This window comes from Enterococcus sp. BWR-S5 (genome assembly GCF_016745255.1).
In the GTDB taxonomy this organism is placed as follows: Bacteria; Bacillota; Bacilli; order Lactobacillales; family Enterococcaceae; genus Enterococcus_L.
On the sequence record NZ_JADOEQ010000004.1, the window covers coordinates 258720 to 279667 of the forward strand.

26 protein-coding genes are annotated in these 20948 nt (G+C 40.7%); 7 read left to right on the plus strand and 19 right to left on the minus strand.

Annotated elements, in window-relative coordinates; translation table 11 throughout:
* Positions 1 to 13 precede the first annotated feature (13 nt).
* The 11 genes from rpmC to IW510_RS07570 form a co-directional block, all read right to left on the minus strand.
* A complete protein-coding gene (rpmC, locus tag IW510_RS07520) occupies positions 14 to 202 on the minus strand; it encodes a 50S ribosomal protein L29 (protein ID WP_086349666.1) in 189 nt (62 codons plus the stop codon).
* Entirely contained in the window at positions 192 to 626 is a 435-nt protein-coding gene (gene rplP / locus IW510_RS07525) for a 50S ribosomal protein L16 (protein ID WP_086349665.1), read from the minus strand. Before rplP ends, rpmC begins: the two co-directional genes overlap by 11 nt.
* Before the next feature lie 2 nt (positions 627 to 628).
* Entirely contained in the window at positions 629 to 1285 is a 657-nt protein-coding gene (rpsC, locus tag IW510_RS07530; RefSeq protein WP_202058255.1) for a 30S ribosomal protein S3, read from the minus strand.
* 311 nt (positions 1286 to 1596) lie between these two features.
* Positions 1597 to 1944, minus strand: coding sequence for a 50S ribosomal protein L22 (gene rplV / locus IW510_RS07535; protein WP_202058259.1), 348 nt, complete (start codon positions 1942 to 1944; stop codon positions 1597 to 1599).
* 24 nt (positions 1945 to 1968) lie between these two features.
* Positions 1969 to 2247 carry a 30S ribosomal protein S19 gene (gene rpsS / locus IW510_RS07540; protein WP_010756443.1) on the minus strand — a complete coding sequence of 93 codons (279 nt, stop codon included), beginning with the start codon at positions 2245 to 2247 and terminating at the stop codon, positions 1969 to 1971.
* A gap of 81 nt (positions 2248 to 2328) precedes the next feature.
* Complete coding sequence (gene rplB / locus IW510_RS07545) at positions 2329 to 3159, minus strand: 50S ribosomal protein L2 (protein ID WP_202058261.1); 831 nt, start codon at positions 3157 to 3159, stop codon at positions 2329 to 2331.
* Between the two features lie 50 nt (positions 3160 to 3209).
* Positions 3210 to 3500, minus strand: a complete 291-nt coding sequence (gene rplW / locus IW510_RS07550) for a 50S ribosomal protein L23 (RefSeq protein ID WP_202058263.1) — start codon at positions 3498 to 3500, stop codon at positions 3210 to 3212.
* Entirely contained in the window at positions 3500 to 4123 is a 624-nt protein-coding gene (gene rplD / locus IW510_RS07555; RefSeq protein WP_202058265.1) for a 50S ribosomal protein L4, read from the minus strand. Before rplD ends, rplW begins: the two co-directional genes overlap by 1 nt.
* A gap of 25 nt (positions 4124 to 4148) precedes the next feature.
* Positions 4149 to 4778 (minus strand): 50S ribosomal protein L3, encoded by a 630-nt coding sequence (gene rplC, locus IW510_RS07560; protein WP_202058267.1) that lies wholly within the window; start codon positions 4776 to 4778, stop codon positions 4149 to 4151.
* 30 nt (positions 4779 to 4808) lie between these two features.
* On the minus strand, positions 4809 to 5117 hold the full coding sequence (rpsJ, locus tag IW510_RS07565) for a 30S ribosomal protein S10 (RefSeq protein ID WP_010734471.1): 309 nt from the start codon (positions 5115 to 5117) through the stop codon (positions 4809 to 4811).
* Positions 5118 to 5576: 459 nt separating this feature from the next.
* Positions 5577 to 6086 carry a YehR family lipoprotein gene (locus tag IW510_RS07570; RefSeq protein ID WP_202058269.1) on the minus strand — a complete coding sequence of 170 codons (510 nt, stop codon included), beginning with the start codon at positions 6084 to 6086 and terminating at the stop codon, positions 5577 to 5579.
* A gap of 190 nt (positions 6087 to 6276) precedes the next feature.
* Between IW510_RS07570 and IW510_RS07575 the strand changes: the two genes are divergently transcribed.
* Together IW510_RS07575 and IW510_RS07580 are read left to right on the plus strand one after the other, a co-directional pair.
* Positions 6277 to 6597: a PadR family transcriptional regulator gene (locus IW510_RS07575; RefSeq protein ID WP_202058271.1), complete on the plus strand. Its 321-nt coding sequence runs from the start codon at positions 6277 to 6279 to the stop codon at positions 6595 to 6597.
* A complete protein-coding gene (locus tag IW510_RS07580; RefSeq protein ID WP_202058273.1) occupies positions 6594 to 7139 on the plus strand; it encodes a DUF2812 domain-containing protein in 546 nt (181 codons plus the stop codon). Before IW510_RS07575 ends, IW510_RS07580 begins: the two co-directional genes overlap by 4 nt.
* A gap of 156 nt (positions 7140 to 7295) precedes the next feature.
* Here IW510_RS07580 and IW510_RS07585 read toward each other — a convergent pair whose 3' ends face one another.
* Positions 7296 to 7751: a hypothetical protein gene (locus IW510_RS07585; RefSeq protein ID WP_202058275.1), complete on the minus strand. Its 456-nt coding sequence runs from the start codon at positions 7749 to 7751 to the stop codon at positions 7296 to 7298.
* 479 nt (positions 7752 to 8230) lie between these two features.
* On the opposite strand from IW510_RS07585, the gene IW510_RS07590 reads away from it, so the two are divergent.
* Entirely contained in the window at positions 8231 to 8818 is a 588-nt protein-coding gene (locus tag IW510_RS07590; RefSeq protein ID WP_202058277.1) for a phosphatase PAP2 family protein, read from the plus strand.
* A 227-nt stretch (positions 8819 to 9045) separates the two neighbouring features.
* Here IW510_RS07590 and tuf read toward each other — a convergent pair whose 3' ends face one another.
* From tuf to rpsL, 4 genes are all read right to left on the minus strand, one after another.
* On the minus strand, positions 9046 to 10233 hold the full coding sequence (tuf, locus tag IW510_RS07595) for an elongation factor Tu (RefSeq protein WP_086349654.1): 1188 nt from the start codon (positions 10231 to 10233) through the stop codon (positions 9046 to 9048).
* A 140-nt stretch (positions 10234 to 10373) separates the two neighbouring features.
* A complete protein-coding gene (gene fusA, locus IW510_RS07600; RefSeq protein ID WP_202058279.1) occupies positions 10374 to 12461 on the minus strand; it encodes an elongation factor G in 2088 nt (695 codons plus the stop codon).
* A gap of 86 nt (positions 12462 to 12547) precedes the next feature.
* Complete coding sequence (rpsG, locus tag IW510_RS07605) at positions 12548 to 13018, minus strand: 30S ribosomal protein S7 (RefSeq protein ID WP_086349652.1); 471 nt, start codon at positions 13016 to 13018, stop codon at positions 12548 to 12550.
* A gap of 56 nt (positions 13019 to 13074) precedes the next feature.
* Positions 13075 to 13494, minus strand: a complete 420-nt coding sequence (gene rpsL / locus IW510_RS07610) for a 30S ribosomal protein S12 (RefSeq protein ID WP_202058280.1) — start codon at positions 13492 to 13494, stop codon at positions 13075 to 13077.
* Positions 13495 to 13824: 330 nt separating this feature from the next.
* Here rpsL and rpiA point away from each other — a divergent pair, with 330 nt between their 5' ends.
* The 3 genes from rpiA (at position 13825) to gpmA (ending at position 16109) form a co-directional block, all read left to right on the plus strand.
* Positions 13825 to 14508: a ribose-5-phosphate isomerase RpiA gene (gene rpiA / locus IW510_RS07615; RefSeq protein ID WP_202058282.1), complete on the plus strand. Its 684-nt coding sequence runs from the start codon at positions 13825 to 13827 to the stop codon at positions 14506 to 14508.
* Between the two features lie 62 nt (positions 14509 to 14570).
* Positions 14571 to 15161 (plus strand): recombinase family protein, encoded by a 591-nt coding sequence (locus IW510_RS07620; RefSeq protein ID WP_202058284.1) that lies wholly within the window; start codon positions 14571 to 14573, stop codon positions 15159 to 15161.
* A gap of 261 nt (positions 15162 to 15422) precedes the next feature.
* Positions 15423 to 16109: a 2,3-diphosphoglycerate-dependent phosphoglycerate mutase gene (gene gpmA, locus IW510_RS07625; protein ID WP_202058286.1), complete on the plus strand. Its 687-nt coding sequence runs from the start codon at positions 15423 to 15425 to the stop codon at positions 16107 to 16109.
* A gap of 72 nt (positions 16110 to 16181) precedes the next feature.
* Here gpmA and IW510_RS07630 read toward each other — a convergent pair whose 3' ends face one another.
* Positions 16182 to 16586, minus strand: coding sequence for a hypothetical protein (locus IW510_RS07630; RefSeq protein WP_202058287.1), 405 nt, complete (start codon positions 16584 to 16586; stop codon positions 16182 to 16184).
* A gap of 163 nt (positions 16587 to 16749) precedes the next feature.
* A complete protein-coding gene (locus IW510_RS07635) occupies positions 16750 to 18147 on the minus strand; it encodes a glycoside hydrolase family 1 protein (protein WP_202058289.1) in 1398 nt (465 codons plus the stop codon).
* Positions 18148 to 18304: 157 nt separating this feature from the next.
* Here IW510_RS07635 and celB point away from each other — a divergent pair, with 157 nt between their 5' ends.
* The gene (gene celB / locus IW510_RS07640) at positions 18305 to 19573 is read left to right on the plus strand and encodes a PTS cellobiose transporter subunit IIC (RefSeq protein ID WP_202058291.1); all 1269 of its coding nucleotides are present in this window, start codon (positions 18305 to 18307) and stop codon (positions 19571 to 19573) included.
* A gap of 110 nt (positions 19574 to 19683) precedes the next feature.
* Here the strand turns inward: celB and IW510_RS07645 are convergent, their stop codons facing one another.
* The gene (locus IW510_RS07645; RefSeq protein ID WP_202058293.1) at positions 19684 to 20946 is read right to left on the minus strand and encodes a hypothetical protein; all 1263 of its coding nucleotides are present in this window, start codon (positions 20944 to 20946) and stop codon (positions 19684 to 19686) included.
* Positions 20947 to 20948: the final 2 nt, after the last annotated feature.

Sequence of the window (20948 nt, forward strand, 5' to 3'; positions counted from 1 at the left end):
CCTCCTTCCACTATTAGTTAGCTTGTTCACGCAATACTGTTTTGATGCGTGCAATCGATTGACGTACTTCTTTAATACGTGCAGTGTTCTCTAATTGACCTGTTGCTAATTGGAATCTCAGATTAAACAATTCTTCTTTGAATTGTTTTTCTTGATCAAGCATTTCGGCAGTGGTTAATTCTCTGATATCTTTAACCTTCATTCGATTCACCACCCATTTCCTCACGTTTTACGATCTTAGTTTTAACTGGTAATTTGTGAGATGCAAGACGAAGAGCTTCACGAGCTACTTCTTCAGGAACGCCGGCGATTTCAAACATAATCTTGCCGCGCTTAACTGGAGAAACCCAGCCTTCCGGAGCACCTTTACCTTTACCCATACGAACACCAATCGCTTTACTTGTATAAGATTTGTGAGGGAAAATTTTGATCCACACTTTCCCGCCACGTTTCATATAACGAGTCATAGCGATACGGGCAGCTTCGATTTGACGGTTTGTAATCCAATGAGATTCAACAGCTTGTAATCCCCATTCACCAAACACGACTTCTTTTCCGCCTTTTGCTTCACCGCGCATTTTACCTCTGAACTCACGACGGTGTTTTACACGTTTAGGTACTAACATGCTTATTTCCCTCCTTTCTCAGTGTTTTTTTTCGTTGGAAGAATCTCTCCACGATAGATCCACACTTTTACTCCTAGTTTTCCGTAAGTTGTGTCTGCTTCTTCCCATGCGTAATCAATATCAGCACGCAATGTATGAAGAGGAACAGTTCCTTCTGAGTATCCTTCTGAACGAGCGATATCCGCACCATTCAAACGACCAGATACTTGTGTTTTGATTCCTTGAGCGCCTGAACGCATTGTGCGTTGGATCGCTTGTTTTTGCGCACGACGGAAAGCTACACGATTTTCTAATTGACGTGCAATTCCTTCGCCGACTAATTTAGCGTCTAAATCTGGTTTTTTGATTTCAATGATGTTGATATGAACTCTTTTACCAGTTAGTTTGTTCAATTCTTTTCTAAGGTTTTCGACTTCAGATCCGCCTTTACCGATAACCATACCTGGTTTAGCTGTGTGGATTGAAATATTCACACGGTTTGCAGCGCGCTCAATCTCAATTGTAGACACAGCGGCATCAGCTAGTTTTTTGGCGATGAATTTACGGATTCTCAAATCTTCGTGTAAGAATTCAGCATACTCTTTTTCAGCATACCATTTTGCATCCCAGTCGCGGATGATGCCTACACGCATTCCAATTGGATGTACTTTTTGACCCACTGATTGTCCCTCCTCTTAATTGTTGACACTTGTTTTAACAAACAAGTTTCATTTTCGAGGTCCGGTATCCATTATCTCTAAGCACGAAAGTGCTAAGAGCTAGTGGTCCTCCTCTTAATTGTTGACACTCGTTTTTACAAACAAGTTTCATTTTAAGAATCGACAGTCATTTCTACTATGTACGAAAGTACAAAGTTCCATGACGCTTCTCTTAATTGTTGACACTTCCTTCTATTGAAAGAAGTTCAGTACGAGGTGTGGTGTCTATTACTTTTAGGTTCGAAAACGCTAAAGTAATAGTTCCGCCTCAATTATTTTTCTGCTACTACTACTGTAATATGGCTTGTACGTTTGTTGATTGGTGATGCTGACCCTTTGGCACGTGGACGGAACCGTTTCATAGTTGGTCCTTCGTTAACGAAAGCTTCAGATACAACCAAGTTTTCAACGTCTAAGTCAAAGTTGTTTTCTGCGTTAGCAACTGCTGACATTAAAACTTTTTCAATGATTCCAGCAGATTTGTTTGGCATGAATTTCAATACTGAAATTGCATCGCCAACGCTTTTTCCTCTGATAAGATCAATTACTAAACGTGCTTTACGAGGAGAAGTGCGAACTGTTTTTGCAGTTGCTTTAGCTGATGTGATTTGTTCTGCCATGTTGATATTTCCCTCCCTCTAAAATTAACGTCTAGTTTTCTTATCATCGGCAGCATGCCCACGATAAGTTCTAGTTGGTGCGAATTCACCTAATTTATGTCCTACCATGTCTTCTTGGATGTATACAGGAACGTGTTTACGTCCATCATATACAGCAATTGTAAATCCTACAAAATTTGGGAAGATTGTAGAACGACGAGACCAAGTTTTAATAACTTTTTTCTTTTCAGCGCCTTGTTGAGCTTCCACTTTCTTCATCAAATGATCATCAGCGAAAGGCCCTTTCTTTAAACTACGACCCATGGTGAACCTCCTCTCAAAATGTGCGACACATGGTCAATTATATAAATTCTGTTAAACAAACAGTTCATAGATTTATATAGATTATTTAGTACGACGACGAACAATAAGTTTGTCAGATTTTGCTTTTTTGTTACGAGTTTTGTAACCCAATGCTGGTTGACCCCAAGGTGATACTGGCGCTTTACGTCCGATTGGAGTTTTACCTTCACCACCACCGTGTGGGTGATCGTTAGGGTTCATTACGCTACCACGAACAGTTGGGCGCTTACGCATCCAGCGAGAACGACCGGCTTTACCGATATTGATCAATTCGTGTTGTTCGTTACCTACAGAACCGATTGTTGCACGGCATGCAGCAAGAATCATACGAACTTCGCCTGAGTTCAAGCGGATCAATACGTATTTGCCTTCTTTACCAAGTACTTGAGCACTTGTACCAGCTGAACGGATTAATTGTCCGCCTTTACCTGGCTTCATTTCGATATTGTGGACAACAGTACCAACTGGAATGTTTGCCAATGGTAGGCTGTTACCAATTTTAATATCAGATTCAGGACCTGAAACCAGCTTCATGCCAACTTCTAATCCTTTTGGTGCTAAGATGTAAGCTTTCACTCCATCTTCATAGTGCACTAACGCGATGTTAGCTGAACGGTTTGGATCGTATTCGATCGTACGAACAGTTGCAACAACGTTGTCTTTGTTACGCTTAAAGTCGATGACACGATATTGACGTTTATGTCCGCCACCTTGGTGACGTACAGTAATACGACCGTGGTTGTTACGACCGGCATTATTTTTTAATGGCTGTAATAACGTTTTTTCTGGTGTTGACGTTGTGATTTCTGCGAAATCAGAAGTTGTCATGTTACGACGGCCATTTGTGGTAGGTTTGTACTTTTTAATCGCCACGTCTTGTTTCCCTCCTACTTTACTTTGATCGTTATTTCATGTTCTACTGATTATTCAGCAGCTTCGAAAATTTGGATTTCTTTTGATTGTTCAGTCAACGTCACAACAGCTTTGCGGCGTTTCTTAGTATATCCTGCATATTTGCCCATGCGTTTAAATTTAGGACGTACGTTGATGATGTTCACGTTTTTCACTTTTACGTCAAACGCAGCTTCAACAGCTTGTTTCACTAAAGTTTTGTTTGCACGAACATCTACTTCAAACGTGTATTTCTTTTCGTCCATAGCAAGCATTGATTTCTCAGTGATTACCGGGCGTTTGATTACGTCTAGTAAGTTCATTATGCAAGCACCTCCTCAAGTTGAGTAAGAGCAGTTTGCGTTGCTAACATTTTTTGACCTGAAACGATATCCAGAACGCTAATGTTGTCAGAAGTAACAACAGTTACGTTTGATAGGTTACGAGCTGATAATGCTGCAAAGTCATTCTCCGGCTCTACTACCACCAATACTTTTGTATCGATAGACAAGTTAGCAAGAACTTGTTTGAATTCTTTTGTTTTTGGTGCATCAAAGCTTAATGCTTCTACTGCTACCAGATTGTTTTCAGCAACTTTTTCTGACAATACAGATTTCATTGCTAAACGACGAACTTTCTTAGGAAGTTTGTAGCTGTAAGAACGTGGTGTTGGTCCGAAAACTACGCCACCTCCACGCCATTGTGGTGAACGGATTGAACCTTGACGGGCACGACCTGTTCCTTTTTGACGCCATGGTTTACGACCACCGCCACGAACAGCACTGCGGTTTTTCACAGCGTGTGTTCCTTGTCTTAATGAAGCGCGTTGCATGATGATTGCATCGTAGACAACACTTTCATTAGGCTCGATTCCGAAGATTTCTTCATTTAAAGTGATTTCACCGTTTTGAGTTCCATCTTGTTTGAATAATGCTACATTCGGCATTCCTTAGTTCCTCCTTTCCTAACGATTATTTAGCTTTCACAGCTGATTTGATTGTAATTAATGATTTTTTAGATCCAGGAATGTTTCCTTTAATTAGGATAACGTTCTTTTCTGCATCTACACGAACGATTTCAAGGTTTTGAATCGTTACGCGATCGCCACCCATACGGCCGGCAAGTTTTTTATTTTTAAATACACGGTTAGGTGCTACTGGACCCATTGACCCAGGACGACGATGATAACGAGAACCGTGGGACATTGGTCCGCGGCTTTGGCCGTGACGTTTGATAACCCCTTGGAATCCTTTACCTTTCGTAGTACCCGTAACATCAACGATGTCACCTGCTTGGAAAACATCTACAGTGATTTCTTCTCCAACTTTATATTCTCCCAGCTCAACATCTTTGAATTCCTTAATGAAGCGCTTAGGAGCCGTGTTTGCTTTTGCAACATGACCTTTCGCTGGTTTGTTCGCTAATACTTCACGTTTGTCTTGGTACCCGACTTGAATCGCTTCGTAGCCGTCTGTTCCGACAGTTTTCACTTGTAGTACTACGTTTGGAGTAGCTTCTACAACTGTTACTGGGATCAATTCACCTGACTCAGTAAAGACCTGCGTCATTCCAACTTTTTTCCCTAAGATTCCTTTGGTCATGAGTACACCTCCATCATCTTAATTTTTTTATTATAGTTTGATTTCAATATTCACACCAGATGGTAAGTCAAGCTTCATCAAAGCATCAACTGTTTTTGGTGTTGGGTTCACAATGTCAATCAGACGTTTGTGAGTACGCATTTCGAATTGTTCGCGTGAATCTTTGTATTTATGTGTCGCACGGATAACTGTGTATAATGAGCGCTCTGTTGGCAATGGAATTGGACCTGATACGCCAGCCCCAGTTCTTTTTGCAGTCTCCACAATTTTATCCGCCGATTGATCTAAAATACGATGTTCATACGCTTTTAAACGGATACGAATTTTTTGTTTTGCCATCTTGTTTCCCTCCTTCGCCTATTTTGAAAAGTAGACATGGCTCCACGAAAATCTCCGTCACGCTCGTCCATGGCAAAGCGTCCGGGCGTGTCGCAACCTCTCGTTTCCCAGCCGGTAAATTCTTTTTCAGAATTACCAGTGCATTTACACTTCTGTAAACAGCACCTTTATGATTATATTACAGAAATACGTGAATAGCAAGGGTTTTTTCAGAGTTTTCACGATTATTTTCACAACGTTTCACCGGATGAAAATTCTTCCAATCAGGACTCATTTTTGTATAATTTTTCTTAATTAGTTAGTAATTATTCAATTCTATTATTTTTCATTGCTAAAAACAGATTTTTACATCTCAGCCGGAAGAAAATCCAGATTATCACTTAGAATAAGTTATACTTGCCCGAAAAAAAGACATATCGATAGTTATCGATACGTCTTAATAAATTCCCCTATAACAGACTATTCTTTTTCCTTAAAGCCCTGCTCCAGCAAAAACTCTTTCGATTGTTTCATGCTGATGTATTTCACTGCTTTTCCTTCATCCTCTTGATCAGTCATCGAGCCCATCAAACTCATCACTTCTTCGATATCGGCCTTATCGTAATCTACAGAGACCTTTTCGACCATTTTCGTTTCTTGGTAATCAGCTTCATAAGTGACACCTGTGATGTCATATTCATCCTTTACAAATGAAAACATTTCTTCCGCTTCTTCTTTCGACTCTATGCCCAATGTCTCATAATTGATTGTGGAATTCGTTTCTTGTTTTACTACTTTGTCGCCTTTATGGTAGTAGATCATCTCTGTCTGCACACCATTCAAATCAGCTTCAAAGACTGTCGTAGTTACACCGTTACCTGTACCGCTCTTCTTAGACGAATCCTTTTCTCCTGAAGAACATGCTGTAGCGATTAAACATACAACAAGCAACGACAACCACAGTACCCAATTTTTTTGTTTCTTTTTCATCTTTTCCCCTCCTAAGTTTCCATACCATTGTACATTAATAATCCTATCCTTTTTCAAAAGGGAAAGCAATCCTTTTTAGTGGGTTGACTTTTTTTCTTGTACCAGTTATTATTGAACCACGATACATCGAACTACGATACAAAGAACTACAATATAAAAATACATGCTGCAAGATTAGGAGCTAAACACCATGGAGGACAAGCTAAAACGCATTTACATTCCCATGACCGAGACCGGTTTCTACATTTTATACTTTTTGCAAGAGGAGAATCACGGCTATGGCATTATTCAACTTACGAAAGAAATGACAAACCAGGAAATAACAATTAGCGCCGGCACAATGTACGGTAGCTTAAGTAAAATGGAAAAAGACGGATTAATCCATATGACAAAAGAAGAAAACCGTCGAAAATTTTATCTTTTAACCGCATTGGGAAAAGAAATCTTAGCACTTGAAATCAAAAGAATTGAGCGACTATACAAAAATAGCATCGGGGAGAAGAGCATATGAAAAAGGAAAAAATGAAATTTTTTGGGTTGGCAGATTATCTTGAGGAAGAGCGTTTTTTAGAAGAGCAGCATCGAAACGGCTGGAAGATGGTTGGGGCAAAGAAATTCGGTTTAGTTTACGTTTTTGAGAAATGTGAACCAGAAGAATATATTTATCAACTGGATTTCAAAGAAGATGCGCAAGCTGAAGAAGATTACTTCCAATTATTCGAGGATTGTGGCTGGGAATCTTTCCACAAGCTGAACAGCTGGTATTACTTCAGAAAGAAAAAAACAGAGAACGAAGATGAGAATGTAATTTTCAGTGATAGCGCCTCTCGCGCAGAAATGGCAAAAAAAGTAATGCGCATGCAATGGCTCGTTTTGTTACCGATTCTGATTATATTCTTCTCCGTATCAAGCAGTTTCGCTTCCAATGCGAGTAGTACCGTCTGGACAATAGTTTTCACCATCTATGCTTGTTTTGTTGTTTTTTTAGTTGCTTTAGGAATTCGAACTTATTGGAAGCTGAATAAGATTATCGAGGATAATAAATCTGTTTAGATTCTAAGCAAGAAATTTTCTCTTGGGGACATTCAAAAGGAGCACATCGCTATTTCGCGATGTGCTCCTTCTTGTTCTATTGCTCTCCTTCCTCATCAAGAAGCATTCATTTCTGACAAAGAAGGGTTCCGATTAAATTGACCTTGCCTATACTATCTATTCACTATAATGAATATACACGGCTAACAGCTGCACATCATACGAGGTCGCTTCAAAGGAGAGATCCACTGTTTCTCCACTATCAAGCTGAAGTCGAAAGCGAGGCTCTTGTCGGAATGAGATGAGAAATCTGCTCGCTCCTGCCAGACGCCATTTTCTCACAACCGAAAAATGTCGAACCTCATCATACCGGTATTTCTTGATTTTTCTAAACTGAACAACCTCAAGCTCCTGCTCGCGCAAATAAACACCATCCTCTTTATAAAGGTACTCAAAAAGAGAAATCAGGCAAGCCGCACCTAACAGCGTTCCCGCAATACTCCACCCAACTGTATCCAAATTACTATTCGACAAGAGAGACACGACAATAATAAATACAAACAAGCCCCCCATAACAGGGCCTATCAACATCCCTCTCCTGTGCATTGTTTGCCTAAACTCATTTGATTCCATTTTCCACTTCTCCTTTTTTATGAATTTGGTAAAGACTGCCATACCGACAACCTTTCACCCTTTATTTCTGCAGCGTATCTATAAACGCTACTACCACAACAACAGCTGAGATAAATTTATCAGCATCTATTTAGCATAGCATTTTCGCAAAAATTTTCCAACATATCTTTCATTAATGCAAAGAACTTTTGAAAACAGAGAGCCACCACACTTGTTTGAACCAAATATTCTTGAGCTAAATAACTTCTAAAAGCTCCCTCTTTTATACACCACACCAAAGAACACCTCTCCCGGAAGTCCTTATAGCATTCCATTTTTATATCTCACTTTCTAAACACCAGCAGTATGACCCGGTAAAAATAAAAGAGGAAGAATATTTCTCAAAATTGATTCATTCAAAATATCTATTTGCAAAAGGTTTCATGCTAGAATAAAGAAAACAGGACAATACTAATAAATACCGTTAGGGGTTGTTTACTATGGTTATTCTACTGGTCACTTGTACCATTATTTGCGCCGCAAGCCTTTCATTGGTTCTATCAGGAAAAGGAAATCCGTTTGATTTTCGGATTTCAGCCGCAATTATCAGCAAACGTCGCCCATTCCTCACAAAAATCATGCATTTTTTTACCGAAATCGGGAAAGGGGTGCCGACTACTGTTATTATCGCTTCGCTTTTCTTTTTGTTGAAATCAAGCGCTGCCTTACCCAGAATTGCTGCGTTCAGCACTATAAGCACGCTGTTCATCGGAAAAGCATTAAAAAACTTAATCCGACGTGTACGTCCTATCGAAAATCGATTGGTTGAAGAAAAAGATTTCAGCTTTCCGAGTGCCCATGCATTAAGCTCTGCTGCTTTATACGGCTCAATTGCCTTGAATTCAACTATGCGTGCTCCTTCACTGCACCTGAGTACTATTCTTTTATGCATCCTTCTTATTTTTTGCATCGGATTTAGCCGAGTCTACTTAGGTATTCATTATCTGCTTGATGTTATCGGAGGTTGGAGTTTAGGTTTAGTTCTCGCTTCCGCGTTTACGTTACTCTTCACTTCTGGAATCTTATGAATATATTTTTCCACACCACTTGATAGCCAGACTCCTACAAATGATCACTCATTTTTCAATTCATCTACCAAACGGACGGAATTCACTATGTTCTCTATAAATCAGCAAAGCAAGCTATGTATACAAAAAAAGCTCTTCTATTATCCAAATGGATAATAGAAGAGCTTTTACGTCCGAGTACACCAGCTTTTCCAAGCCGGATTTAGTGCATATATTTTAATCGAAAATTATTTAACGATTTCAGAAACAACGCCTGAACCAACAGTACGTCCGCCTTCACGAATAGAGAAACGAGTTCCGTCTTCAATCGCGATTGGGTGGATAAGTTCAACGTCCATTGCTACGTTATCACCAGGCATTACCATTTCAGTTCCTTCTGGTAATTCAACTACACCAGTTACGTCAGTTGTACGGAAGTAGAACTGAGGACGGTAGTTAGTGAAGAATGGAGTATGACGTCCGCCTTCTTCTTTTGATAATACGTAAACTTCTGCTTTAAATTTAGTATGTGGAGTGATTGAAGCTGGTTTAGCCAATACTTGTCCACGTTCGATGTCTTCACGAGCTACACCACGTAGCAATGCACCGATGTTGTCTCCCGCTTCAGCGTAATCCAACAATTTACGGAACATTTCAACACCTGTAACAGTTGTTTTAGATGTTTCTTCTTGAATACCAACGATTTCGATTTCGTCACCAACACGAACTTGTCCACGTTCAACACGTCCTGTAGCAACAGTACCACGACCAGTGATTGAGAATACATCCTCAACTGGCATCATGAATGGTTTGTCAGTATCACGTTCTGGAGTTGGGATATACTCGTCAACTGCAGCCATCAATTCAAGAATTTTTTCTTCGTATGAAGCGTCGCCTTCAAGAGCTTTCAAAGCAGAACCAGCGATAACTGGAGTGTCATCACCTGGGAAGTCGTATTCTGACAATAGGTCACGAACTTCCATTTCTACCAATTCAAGTAATTCTTCGTCATCAACCATGTCCATTTTGTTTAAGAAAACAACGATGTATGGTACACCAACGTTACGAGATAACAAGATGTGCTCACGTGTTTGAGGCATAGGGCCATCAGCAGCAGATACTACTAAGATAGCTCCGTCCATTTGTGCAGCACCAGTGATCATGTTCTTAACGTAGTCCGCGTGTCCTGGGCAGTCAACGTGCGCATAGTGACGTGCGTCTGTTTCGTACTCGATGTGAGACGTGTTGATAGTGATTCCACGTTCTTTTTCTTCAGGAGCGTTATCGATATCAGCGTAGCTTGCAGCTTCTCCGCCACCAGCTTTAGCTAGTACAGTTGCAATCGCAGCAGTTAATGTAGTTTTACCATGGTCAACGTGTCCGATAGTACCAATGTTTACATGGGGTTTAGAACGGTCAAATTTTTCTTTAGCCATTTTAAAATGTTCCTCCTAAAATCAATTGATTATTTTTTTATCTGATAGACGGTTCAACGACCGACTGATCATCTTTAATTATTTTACCTGAAATCCCGAAAAAAGCCTAGTCTAAAATCAAGAGCCTTAGAGAGTCTTAATTATTCAGATTTTCCGCCATTTTTCTTGATGATTTCTTCTTGGATAGACTTAGGTACATCTTCATAGTGGTCAAATACCATCATGAATGTTCCGCGTCCTTGTGTTGCTGAACGTAGTGTAGTTGCATATCCGAACATTTCAGCCAATGGAACAATCGCATTAACGATTTGTGAGTTACCATGAGCTTCCATACCTTCAACACGTCCACGACGACTTGTTACGTGTCCCATGATATCACCTAAGTAATCTTCCGGTACAGTAACAGTTACTTTCATCATCGGTTCAAGGATTACTGGGTTTGCTTTCTTAGCTGCAGCACGAAGTGCCATAGAAGCAGCGACACGGAAGGCAGTTTCATTGGAATCGACATCATGGTAAGAACCATCATAAAGCTTCGCTTTGATATCAACCAATGGATAACCAGCAAGAACACCGTTGTTCATTGATTCTGCTAATCCTTTTTCAACAGCAGGGATGTATTCACGAGGAACCACACCACCGACAATTGCGTTTTCGAATTCGAAGCCTTTACCTTCTTCATTCGGTGTAAACTCAACCCATACGTGACCGTATTGACCTTTACCACCAGACTGACGGACAAATTTACCTTCAGCTTGAGTAAGAGGCGCACGGAATGTTTCACGGTATGATACTTGAGGAGCACCAACGTTGGCTTCAACTTTGAATTCACGTCTCATTCTGTCTACCAATACGTCCAAGTGAAGTTCTCCCATACCTGAGATAACTGTTTCACCTGTTTCAACGTTTGTTTCAACACGGAATGAAGGATCTTCTTCTGCAAGTTTTTGCAGAGCCACACCCATTTTATCTTGGTCAGCTTTTGATTTAGGCTCAACAGCAACCTGGATAACTGGTTCTGGGAATTCGATAGACTCAAGAATAACCGGCGCGTCTAACGCACACAATGTATCTCCAGTAGTAGTATCTTTCAGACCTACCGCAGCTGCGATATCTCCTGAGAATACTTTATCGATTTCTTTACGTGTGTTCGCATGCATTTGCAGGATACGACCGATACGCTCTTTTTTGTCTTTAGAAGCGTTCAATACATATGAACCACTTTCAAGGACACCAGAGTATACACGGAAGAATGTCAGACGACCTACGAATGGGTCAGTCATAACTTTAAATGCTAATGAAGCAAATGGACCTTCATCATCAGCCGGACGAGTTGTTTCTTCGTCTGTCTTCACATCCACACCTTTGATAGCGTCGATGTCAAGTGGTGATGGCAGGTAGTCAAGTACTGCATCAAGCATCAATTGAACACCTTTGTTTTTGAAGGCTGAACCAGCTAATACTGGGAAGAATTCAACTCTGATTGTCGCTGCACGGATACCCGCTTTCAGCTCTTCTTCAGTGATTTCTTCACCTTCAAGATATTTCATCATTAGTTCTTCGTCTGTTTCAGCAACAGCTTCGACTAATTTTTCGCGCCATTCAGTTGCTAAGTCCATGTAATCTTCCGGAATCTCAGTTTCTTGAATGTCTGTTCCCAAATCGTTTGTGTAGATTTCAGCTTTCATCTTAACTAAGTCAATGATTCCAGTGAAGTCTTCTTCAGCACCGATTGGTAATTGAATTGGGTGAGCGTTCGCTTGTAAACGGTCATGCAATGAGTTTACTGAATATAGGAAGTCCGCACCGATTTTATCCATTTTGTTACAGAATACGATACGAGGTACTTTATATTCAGTAGCCTGACGCCAAACTGTTTCCGTTTGAGGCTCAACACCTGATTGTGAATCAAGAACGGTTACCGCGCCATCCAATACACGCAATGAACGTTGTACTTCAATTGTGAAGTCCACGTGTCCTGGTGTATCGATGATGTTTACACGGAAGCCATTCCATTCTGCTGTTGTTGCAGCAGATGTGATGGTAATACCACGTTCTTGTTCCTGTTCCATCCAGTCCATCTGTGACGCACCTTCGTGCGTTTCACCGATTTTGTGGATTTTACCAGTATAGTAAAGGATACGCTCTGTTGTTGTTGTTTTACCCGCATCAACGTGAGCCATGATCCCTATATTACGAGTTTTTTCCAGTGAAAATTCTCTTGCCATCTCAGCTTGTATCTCCTCTCTTTAGTAAAATCAATGGTAAATAACTATTCTGTCACACATATTTTAACTTGTATGCAGAGAGGATCTTACCAACGATAATGTGCAAACGCACGGTTGGCATCCGCCATTTTATGAGTGTCTTCACGTTTCTTAACTGAAGCGCCAGTGTTATTGGCAGCATCCATCAATTCTTTCGCAAGACGTTGTTCCATTGTGTGTTCGCCACGCAGACGTGCGTAGTTAACAACCCAACGAAGACCTAATGTTGTACGACGTTCTGGACGAACTTCAACTGGTACTTGATAGTTAGAACCCCCAACACGGCGAGCTTTTACTTCAAGAACAGGCATAACGTTCTTCATTGCTTGTTCAAACACTTCCAATGGATCGTTACCTGTAGATTCTTTGATGATATCAAATGAATTATAGATAATATTAGCAGCAATCCCACGTTTACCATCAACCATTACACGGTTGATTAAGCGAGTTACTAATTTTGAGTTATAAATTGGATCTGGTAAAACATCACGTTTTGCAACAGGACCTTTACGAGGCATCCGTAACTCCTCCTTCCGAACTATTTTCTTTTTATAATATGTGAGTTAATGTCAAATTAATTAGCAGCTTTAGGTCTTTTAGTACCATATTTAGAGCGGCTTTGTTTACGGTCAGTAACACCGGCAGTATCAAGCGCACCACGAACGATATGGTAACGTACCCCTGGTAAATCCTTTACACGTCCACCACGTAGCAATACAACACTATGTTCTTGCAAGTTGTGGCCGATTCCTGGGATATAAGCTGTAACTTCAATCAGGTTTGACAAACGAACACGGGCATATTTACGCAAAGCTGAGTTCGGTTTTTTAGGTGTCATTGTTCCCACACGTGTACATACCCCACGTTTTTGCGGAGAGTTCACATTTGTTTGAGCTTTCTTAAAGCTGTTATATCCTTTGTTCAATGCTGGTGAAGTAGATTTCTCCACCTTAGATTTACGAGGTTTACGTACTAATTGGTTAATTGTAGGCATTCCTTGTTTTCCTCCTTCCTCGATTCGCTTCTAGTACCACACATCCAGGTGGTTCTTTTTTAGCGATAAAAAATAATGCATTCATGCATCCCTTATCAAATATGCTTTGATAGACAGTCAGCACGTCTCAGCGAGAGACCTGTACATAAAGCACCTTCGCTAGAATATCATGATAATCTATAGATGTCAACCTTTTCTTAGACTTTTTCCGCAGGTTTATTGACCTTCTTTTTTTACATTAAATTTTACTTCATTATTGAAATCGTTCTATCTTTTCCCCTTGAGAAACGGTACAATTATTTTGATAAAACGAAAGGAGCAGGCACTGAAATGAATCTTAAGCAAATGGCTGGCATTGAAGCAGCAACATACGTTAAGAATGGTATGATCGTAGGACTTGGTACAGGCTCGACAGCAAAATACATGGTTGACGAGATTGGACGCAGAGTAAAGGAAGAAAATCTTGAAATCATCGGAGTAACGACTTCGAAAGCGACAGAGAAACAAGCATTGGAATTAGGTATCCCTCTGAAAAGTATCGACGAGGTTCCTTATGTTGACATCACGATCGACGGAGCAGATGAAGTCAGTGCTGATTTCCATGGAATCAAAGGCGGCGGTGCCGCATTACTTTTCGAAAAAATTGTTGCTACGTACTCAAAGAAAAATATCTGGATTGTTGACGAATCAAAGCAGGTTGAAAAATTGGGGGCCTTCCCTTTACCCGTGGAGGTCATTCCTTACGGCAGCCAACAGCTGATGCACCTTTTTGAAGCAAAAGGCTTTCAGCCTACACTTCGCAAGACTGAAGATAACACGGTTCTTATAACAGATGGCGGTCACTATATTATCGATCTTCAGCTGGATGTTATTGAAGACCCAATGGCGTTAGGCGCTTATTTGGATCAATTGGTGGGTGTAGTGGAGCATGGACTGTTTCTGCAGGTTGTTTCTACTGTAATCGTCGGAAGCGAATCCGGCCCAGAGACTGTACACAACCCGGCTGCTGATTAATCAAGCGCTGCTCATACTGTACGGCTATGTTTAGCCAAATAAATCTATAGGAGAAAGACGCAATGAATTTAATCGGTTATGCGCGAACGACAATCAATGAAAATGATTTAGATGCACAGCTCTCTCTCTTATCAAAATACGGCTGTGACAAGATTTATCAGGAAACTTTTGAGCTTACCGGTGACAGAGCCTGTGCCTCTTTATTGGATTCGGTAGTTGCTGATTTGGAAGAAGACGACACATTGGTCATTTGCCGGCTGAATTACTTGGGCAAATCGACAAGACAGCTGACAGAGCTAACGCAATTATTCGAAACAAACAATATTCATCTTGTCAGTCTGAAAGAAGATATAGATACACGTGGAGCAGAAGGGTCTGTTTACTTTCGTTTGATGGACGGGCTGGCTCGCATGGAATGTGAGCTGCTGAAAGAACGAACTCTCGTAGGTCTGACAAACGCCCGGAAGAAAGGGAAAGTCGGTGGACGTCCAAAGACAAATAAGAAAACGGTACTCAAAATCCGCAAAATGTATTATGAAAAGCAGGAAACGGTTCAAGCCATCGCTGCAAAATGCAATGTATCTTTGGGCACCTGCTATAAATACATCAATCTATCAGAGGAAGAGCTCGAAGGCTTAAACAGCTCGAACTAATCCGTATAATCTGAAGAGGTTGTGACAAAAGCGTTTATTCGCTTTTAAGGGGCAGGACATTTTAATGTCTTAGCCCCTTTTTATAATTTTATGGACCGTTCTCCTAAAATGCATGACTTTTCAAAAGCTGCTCTATCCATTTTTTGTGTTTTTTTCTTAAATTCTGCCTTTTCATTAATTTTCATTGGAAATTGCTAATGAAACATTGTACAATAAACAAGGAATGAAATTTTCAGAAACTATATACAAAGGAGACTTATCATGCCAAAATTAGTTTTTTCTCGTCACGGACTAAGTGAATGGAATGCGTTAAACCAATTTACTGGATGGGTTGATGTAGATTTAGCACCAGAAGGTATCGAAGAAGCAATCGAGGGCGGACGTAAAATCAAAGAAGCCGGAATCGAATTTGATATTGCGTACACTTCAGTTTTGAAGCGCGCAATCAAAACATGTAACTTGCTTTTAGAAAACTCAGACCAACTGTGGGTACCACAAGTAAAATCTTGGCGCTTAAACGAACGTCATTATGGTAAATTACAAGGGTTAAACAAAAAAGAAACGGCTGAAAAATACGGAGATGAGCAAGTTCATATCTGGCGTCGTTCTTACGATACTCTTCCTCCACTATTGGAAGCAACTGATCCTGAATCAGCAGCAAACGATCGTCGTTACGCTATGCTTGACCAACGTGATGTACCAGGCGGAGAAAACCTGAAAGTTACTTTGGAACGTGCACTGCCTTTCTGGCAAGATCAAATTGCTCCTGCTTTATTAGATAACAAAACTGTTTTAGTTGCCGCACACGGTAACTCTTTACGTGCATTAGCTAAACACATCGAAGGTATTTCTGATGATGATATCATGGATCTTGAAATCCCAACTGGTCAACCTCTAGTTTACGAATTAAACGATGACTTGACTGTTGCGAAGAAATACTACTTATAAGAAATCAAAAAAGCTGTTCATTCCAAATGGAGTGAACAGCTTTTTTCTGTTTTGTTACCAAATTAGCACTCTTTACTCAGCTAATTTGTCTGCTTTCTTTAAAATGGCTTTGATTTCATGAACAGCCTTCTTTTGTTCAAGATAGCTTTTGACTTTATTATCATCTTCATTGATGCCACCCAATGTCGTATCCAGCTTTGCTATTTCCTGAACAATTCCTTTCACCAGCGAATCCTCATGATTCAGCCAGCCCTCTAATCCTGAAACTTCTTCTTCCGCAGCTTTAACTTCATCTTTTTCAATCTTGTTTTCTTTGCGAATAATAGATTTCACTTCGTGTAACGCCTTTTCTTGTTCATAAAAGTGCTTAACTTTACTATCCGTTTCCTCCATCTTTGCTAAAGAATCATCCAGCTTGTCCATTTCTTTACCGATTTTTTCCAGCAGCTTTGCTTCTTTCTTTGCATAATCAGTCATTTTTTCTTCCTCCTGAAATCATTTTTGTCTCATCGATTCCGAACAATTGCTTCTATAAATTCAGACTACGCTCAAAAGCTATAACCGTCAAAAATTTGGACTTCTGTATAAGAAAAAACAGAGCATTGTCCAGCAATGCTCTGAGGTCGATTCCTACTATTTGTTATTCTTCAAAACCATTAGCTTCCGTCACCGCTTTAAACCAATGACCGGATTTTTTGATTGTCCGTTTGCCATCCTGCTCTAAATCTACTGCAATAAAACCATAACGATTCTTGTAGGCATTCATCCATGACCAGTTATCCATACATGTCCACATATGATAACCAAGACAACCACTGCCTTCTTCCAACGCCTGATGAACATAGCGTAGATGATCCTTCACAAACTCGATGCGGTAGTCATCTTCAACAACACCTTCAGCATTCCGATAGCGTTCTTCGCCTTCAACACCCATCCCATTTTCAGAGATATAGCAAGGAATATTGCCATAGTTTTCCCGTACGTTTGTAAGGATATCATAGATTCCTTTCTCATAGATTTCCCACCCACGATAAGGATTCATTTTCTTCCCTGGCATATCATAGTTATCAAAATAATCATCCGGCATTGGGCCATTAGAATGATCGATAGCTGATTCTTTAGCCTTGATTCGACGCGGTTGATAGTAATTGATTCCTAGAAGGTCGATTGTATGCTCCTTGATTAATGCTAAATCACCTTCCTGAATAGCCGGAACCATATCCAGCTCTTTAACAATCTCTACTAATTCTGCCGGGAACTCGCCTTTAACTGCTGGGTCAAGGAACGAACGGTTGAAAAATGCATCTGCAATTGCTGCGGCTTTCACATCTGCCGGATTTTTTTCGTCTCTCGGATAGCTTGGCGTCAAATTCAAGATTATCCCGATTTCTCCCCCTAGGTCCATTTCATGATAGGCCTTTACTGTCAACGCATTTGACAAAACCTCATGGTAGCCTACTTGAACGGCATGCTTCATGTTGATTTCTTCCGGATAGTGGAACTGATACAGGTAGCCGCCTTCTACAGGAACGATTGGTTCATTATGTGTAAACCATTTTTTCACGCGGTCACCAAATAGTTCAAAACAAATTTTGGCATAAGCAACATAAGCCTCCACAGTTGCTCTGTTTAGCCAGCCACCCTGTTCCTGCAGCTTCATTGGCATATCAAAATGGTACAGATTCATGAAGGGTTCGATTCCTGCTTCAATTAAGTCATCAATATATTCATTATAGAAGTCGACGGCTTTTTGATTGACCGCCCCTGTTCCTTCTGGAATCAAACGACTCCATTGTATTGACGTTCTAAAGCTGTTATGGCCAGTTTCCTTCATTAAGCGAATATCCTCTTTATACTTTGTATAGACCTGAGAGGTTTTTTCCGGTCCTACCTGATCGAAGAATTTTTCCGGTTCCTGTTGATACCAATGATCCCAGATACTTTCTCCTTTACCGTCTCCTTCAACTCGTCCTTCTGTTTGCGGGCCGCTGGCTGCTGATCCCCACCAAAACCCTTTTGGAAATGTGTATGTTGTCATAATCATCTATCCTTTCTTTCTCTTTTCACTACCATCATAATTCAGGTTTCGGCAAAAATCAATCTTTTTAATTAAATGACTAGACATTATTTTATAAAGATGGTATATTACAAATGTAATCGATTGCAACAAAAATTTATTCAATGGGGTGAGAATTATGAATAGCTTTATGGACAAACTTGGTGAAAAAATTATGCCGCTGGCTAATTGGCTAGGTCAAAATCGCTATTTAACTGTTTTAAGAGATGCTTTTATGCTTTCATTTCCACTAACAATGTTTGGTTCTATCGTGGTTGTTATCAATAACCTGCCGTTTTTCAGCGATGAACTAAAAGGAAACTTGGGAAATCTGTTTGGTAACGGACAAAACGCAACAATGAGTATCATGACGGTCTTTGTCACTTTTGGTATCGGCTATTATTTATCTAAATCTTATGATGTAGAAGGGATTTTCGGGGGAGCCGTTTCCTTTGCCAGCTTCCTGATTCTGACACCTTTCTTCATGAGTACCGAAAGCGGCGAAACTGTAAGCGGTGTCTTGAGTCTTGACCGTTTAGGCGCTAAAGGAATGTTCATTGGGATGTTCGCTGCATTTATCGCAGCTGAAATTTACTGCCGTATCACGAAAAAAGGTTGGCAGATTAAAATGCCTGATGGGGTTCCGCCAGCTGTGTCAAAATCATTTGCTGCGCTGATTCCAGCAGTCTTGACATTAACAGTTTTTCTATTCGTCAATGCAGCGGTAACTGGTTTCTTCAATACAAATCTGCATGATGTTATCTACGAAGTCATTCAAAAGCCATTGACTGGTTTAGGAGGCAGCTTGCCTGCAACCTTGATTGCCTTGTTCTTTATTCAATTTTTATGGTTCTTTGGTCTTCACGGTCAAATCATTGTCAACTCAGTGATGGACCCAATCTGGAATACCTTGATGCTGGATAACTTAGAAGCTTATCAAGCAGGAAAAGAGCTGCCGCATATCATTACAAAACCCTTTATGGAAACATTTACTGTGGGTCTAGGCGGTTCCGGAATGACATTAGCTGTTATTCTGATTATGGCGTTCCTTCTTAAGAAGAAACAATATAGAGATGTTGGTCGTTTGGCTCTGGCACCTGGACTTTTCAATGTAAACGAGCCTGTTATTTTCGGTTTGCCGATTGTTTTAAATGCCTCCATCTTTATTCCTTGGTTGCTTGCACCACTCGTAGTGACAACATTGAACTACTTAGTGATGGCAGCGGGAATTTTCCCAGCACCAACCGGCGTGTCTGTGCCTTGGACAGTGCCGATTATCGCCAGCGGGGTCTTAGCAACGAACTCTTGGCTAGGTGGTCTCCTACAAGTAATCGACTTCCTGATTGTCGGGGTCATCTGGTACCCATTCTTGAAAATTATGGATAAGCAAGTAGATGTTGATATCTAGCCTATCGCTAGAGAGTACGACTTGCTGAAACGAAAGAGAGAGGCCCTGTCCAACAGAACAGGCCTCTCTCTTTCTATTATCAGTTACTGTCACTGCACCTTGCATTCTATTCAGGCGTCTATCTCTCTTTGCTTCCAAGCTGCAAATTGATGGCTCAGCAGAAATTTCTCTTCCGGCGGCTGCTCATAAAAAAATTGAAACTCAGGCGCTTGATACGCTTCACTTCGTACCTGCAGCAGCTGATTTTGCCACTCAAGTGTCACTATCACCGCACCGGGAGATTTTCTTTTCAGCAATTTAATATAGCTATGCAGCACAACCAGCTTCTCATAGTATTCTGGCAAGTGGTTTAAGGACAGACCGTCCTCCCAGCCCTGTCCTTTATCGAAAAAGAAGCGCAGCTGCTGAACTGCCCGACCGGTATGAATAAACACCTTGATGTGCTCACATGGCTCCTCAATAATTCTTCTTAACTGGCGTATAATTTCAGCGTGCATCACTTCGTCAGATACTGTTTCATCAAAGCTGCCATCTAAATAAGGATAGGATGCTTCCACAGATTCTTTTGAAGCGAGTGTTTCGATTGAGGCAATGTGCTCATTGACCGTCTCCCAACGTCCGTTCTCAAATATGCTTGTCGGCTCGTTTTCATGCAGGAATTCTCGAAACTTTTCAATAGCTAACTCCGTAGTTCCGTAGATTTCATACATGGAATTCCAAGCAATAAGCGAACTTGCACCGACAGCGGATTCCGTCAAGAACAGCCAGCGTTTTAAATCATAATTAAAATGCCAGAGGGGCTTTTGATGCATGCTCCAGCCATTGAGAAAAATCTGTACAAGATCCAGTCTGTTCTTGCCGACATACATTCCGGGTCGCCCCATAATCTGCTTAAAAAGTGCGACAGACTCGTTGATATTTTCTGTTTCATCAAAATACTCATAGCTTTTCTCTGCAATTAAGATATCCCGCCAACACTGCTCCGTCTCTTCTGAAATCGAGTATTCTTGGTATTCATCCAGATATCCTGCTAAATAGATTTTTTGCTTGTTGCCATGGTGCAGTTGAAACAGATATTTGGCTCGCTCCTCCTCACTTGAGAAATAAGTAAAATGAAGGGAGCTATCTGCCTCTTCATTGATTTGATTTAACAGCCATGATGAATAAGAGCTTGTTTTCTCTTTTTGCCTATATAGTCCAAAGGGCTCACCCTCATAACTGATAGCCCAAACACTTTCTTTCGGGACTTGCGGGAAAAAGCCCGCCTGCTGCAACGGGGTGATAAAATCATACGTTCCAAACAGCTCTTCCTTCGTATAGTTGCAAACATAGTCTTCTGTTTCATTATTTACCTTGTCCCTTGATACACGCACAG

What these genes read in the sequence shown, in the direction of transcription:
- rpmC (WP_086349666.1), bottom strand. Translation starts at nt 202, where the DNA reads ATGAAGGTTAAAGATATCAGAGAATTAACCACTGCCGAAATGCTTGAT.
- rplP (WP_086349665.1), bottom strand. Translation starts at nt 626, where the DNA reads ATGTTAGTACCTAAACGTGTAAAACACCGTCGTGAGTTCAGAGGTAAA.
- rplV (WP_202058259.1), bottom strand. Translation starts at nt 1,944, where the DNA reads ATGGCAGAACAAATCACATCAGCTAAAGCAACTGCAAAAACAGTTCGC.
- rpsS (WP_010756443.1), bottom strand. Translation starts at nt 2,247, where the DNA reads ATGGGTCGTAGTTTAAAGAAAGGGCCTTTCGCTGATGATCATTTGATG.
- rplW (WP_202058263.1), bottom strand. Translation starts at nt 3,500, where the DNA reads ATGAACTTACTAGACGTAATCAAACGCCCGGTAATCACTGAGAAATCA.
- rplD (WP_202058265.1), bottom strand. Translation starts at nt 4,123, where the DNA reads ATGCCGAATGTAGCATTATTCAAACAAGATGGAACTCAAAACGGTGAA.
- rplC (WP_202058267.1), bottom strand. Translation starts at nt 4,778, where the DNA reads ATGACCAAAGGAATCTTAGGGAAAAAAGTTGGAATGACGCAGGTCTTT.
- rpsJ (WP_010734471.1), bottom strand. Translation starts at nt 5,117, where the DNA reads ATGGCAAAACAAAAAATTCGTATCCGTTTAAAAGCGTATGAACATCGT.
- IW510_RS07570 (WP_202058269.1), bottom strand. Translation starts at nt 6,086, where the DNA reads ATGAAAAAGAAACAAAAAAATTGGGTACTGTGGTTGTCGTTGCTTGTT.
- IW510_RS07575 (WP_202058271.1), top strand. Translation starts at nt 6,277, where the DNA reads ATGGAGGACAAGCTAAAACGCATTTACATTCCCATGACCGAGACCGGT.
- IW510_RS07580 (WP_202058273.1), top strand. Translation starts at nt 6,594, where the DNA reads ATGAAAAAGGAAAAAATGAAATTTTTTGGGTTGGCAGATTATCTTGAG.
- IW510_RS07585 (WP_202058275.1), bottom strand. Translation starts at nt 7,751, where the DNA reads ATGGAATCAAATGAGTTTAGGCAAACAATGCACAGGAGAGGGATGTTG.
- IW510_RS07590 (WP_202058277.1), top strand. Translation starts at nt 8,231, where the DNA reads ATGGTTATTCTACTGGTCACTTGTACCATTATTTGCGCCGCAAGCCTT.
- tuf (WP_086349654.1), bottom strand. Translation starts at nt 10,233, where the DNA reads ATGGCTAAAGAAAAATTTGACCGTTCTAAACCCCATGTAAACATTGGT.
- fusA (WP_202058279.1), bottom strand. Translation starts at nt 12,461, where the DNA reads ATGGCAAGAGAATTTTCACTGGAAAAAACTCGTAATATAGGGATCATG.
- rpsG (WP_086349652.1), bottom strand. Translation starts at nt 13,018, where the DNA reads ATGCCTCGTAAAGGTCCTGTTGCAAAACGTGATGTTTTACCAGATCCA.
- rpsL (WP_202058280.1), bottom strand. Translation starts at nt 13,494, where the DNA reads ATGCCTACAATTAACCAATTAGTACGTAAACCTCGTAAATCTAAGGTG.
- rpiA (WP_202058282.1), top strand. Translation starts at nt 13,825, where the DNA reads ATGAATCTTAAGCAAATGGCTGGCATTGAAGCAGCAACATACGTTAAG.
- IW510_RS07620 (WP_202058284.1), top strand. Translation starts at nt 14,571, where the DNA reads ATGAATTTAATCGGTTATGCGCGAACGACAATCAATGAAAATGATTTA.
- gpmA (WP_202058286.1), top strand. Translation starts at nt 15,423, where the DNA reads ATGCCAAAATTAGTTTTTTCTCGTCACGGACTAAGTGAATGGAATGCG.
- IW510_RS07630 (WP_202058287.1), bottom strand. Translation starts at nt 16,586, where the DNA reads ATGACTGATTATGCAAAGAAAGAAGCAAAGCTGCTGGAAAAAATCGGT.
- IW510_RS07635 (WP_202058289.1), bottom strand. Translation starts at nt 18,147, where the DNA reads ATGACAACATACACATTTCCAAAAGGGTTTTGGTGGGGATCAGCAGCC.
- celB (WP_202058291.1), top strand. Translation starts at nt 18,305, where the DNA reads ATGAATAGCTTTATGGACAAACTTGGTGAAAAAATTATGCCGCTGGCT.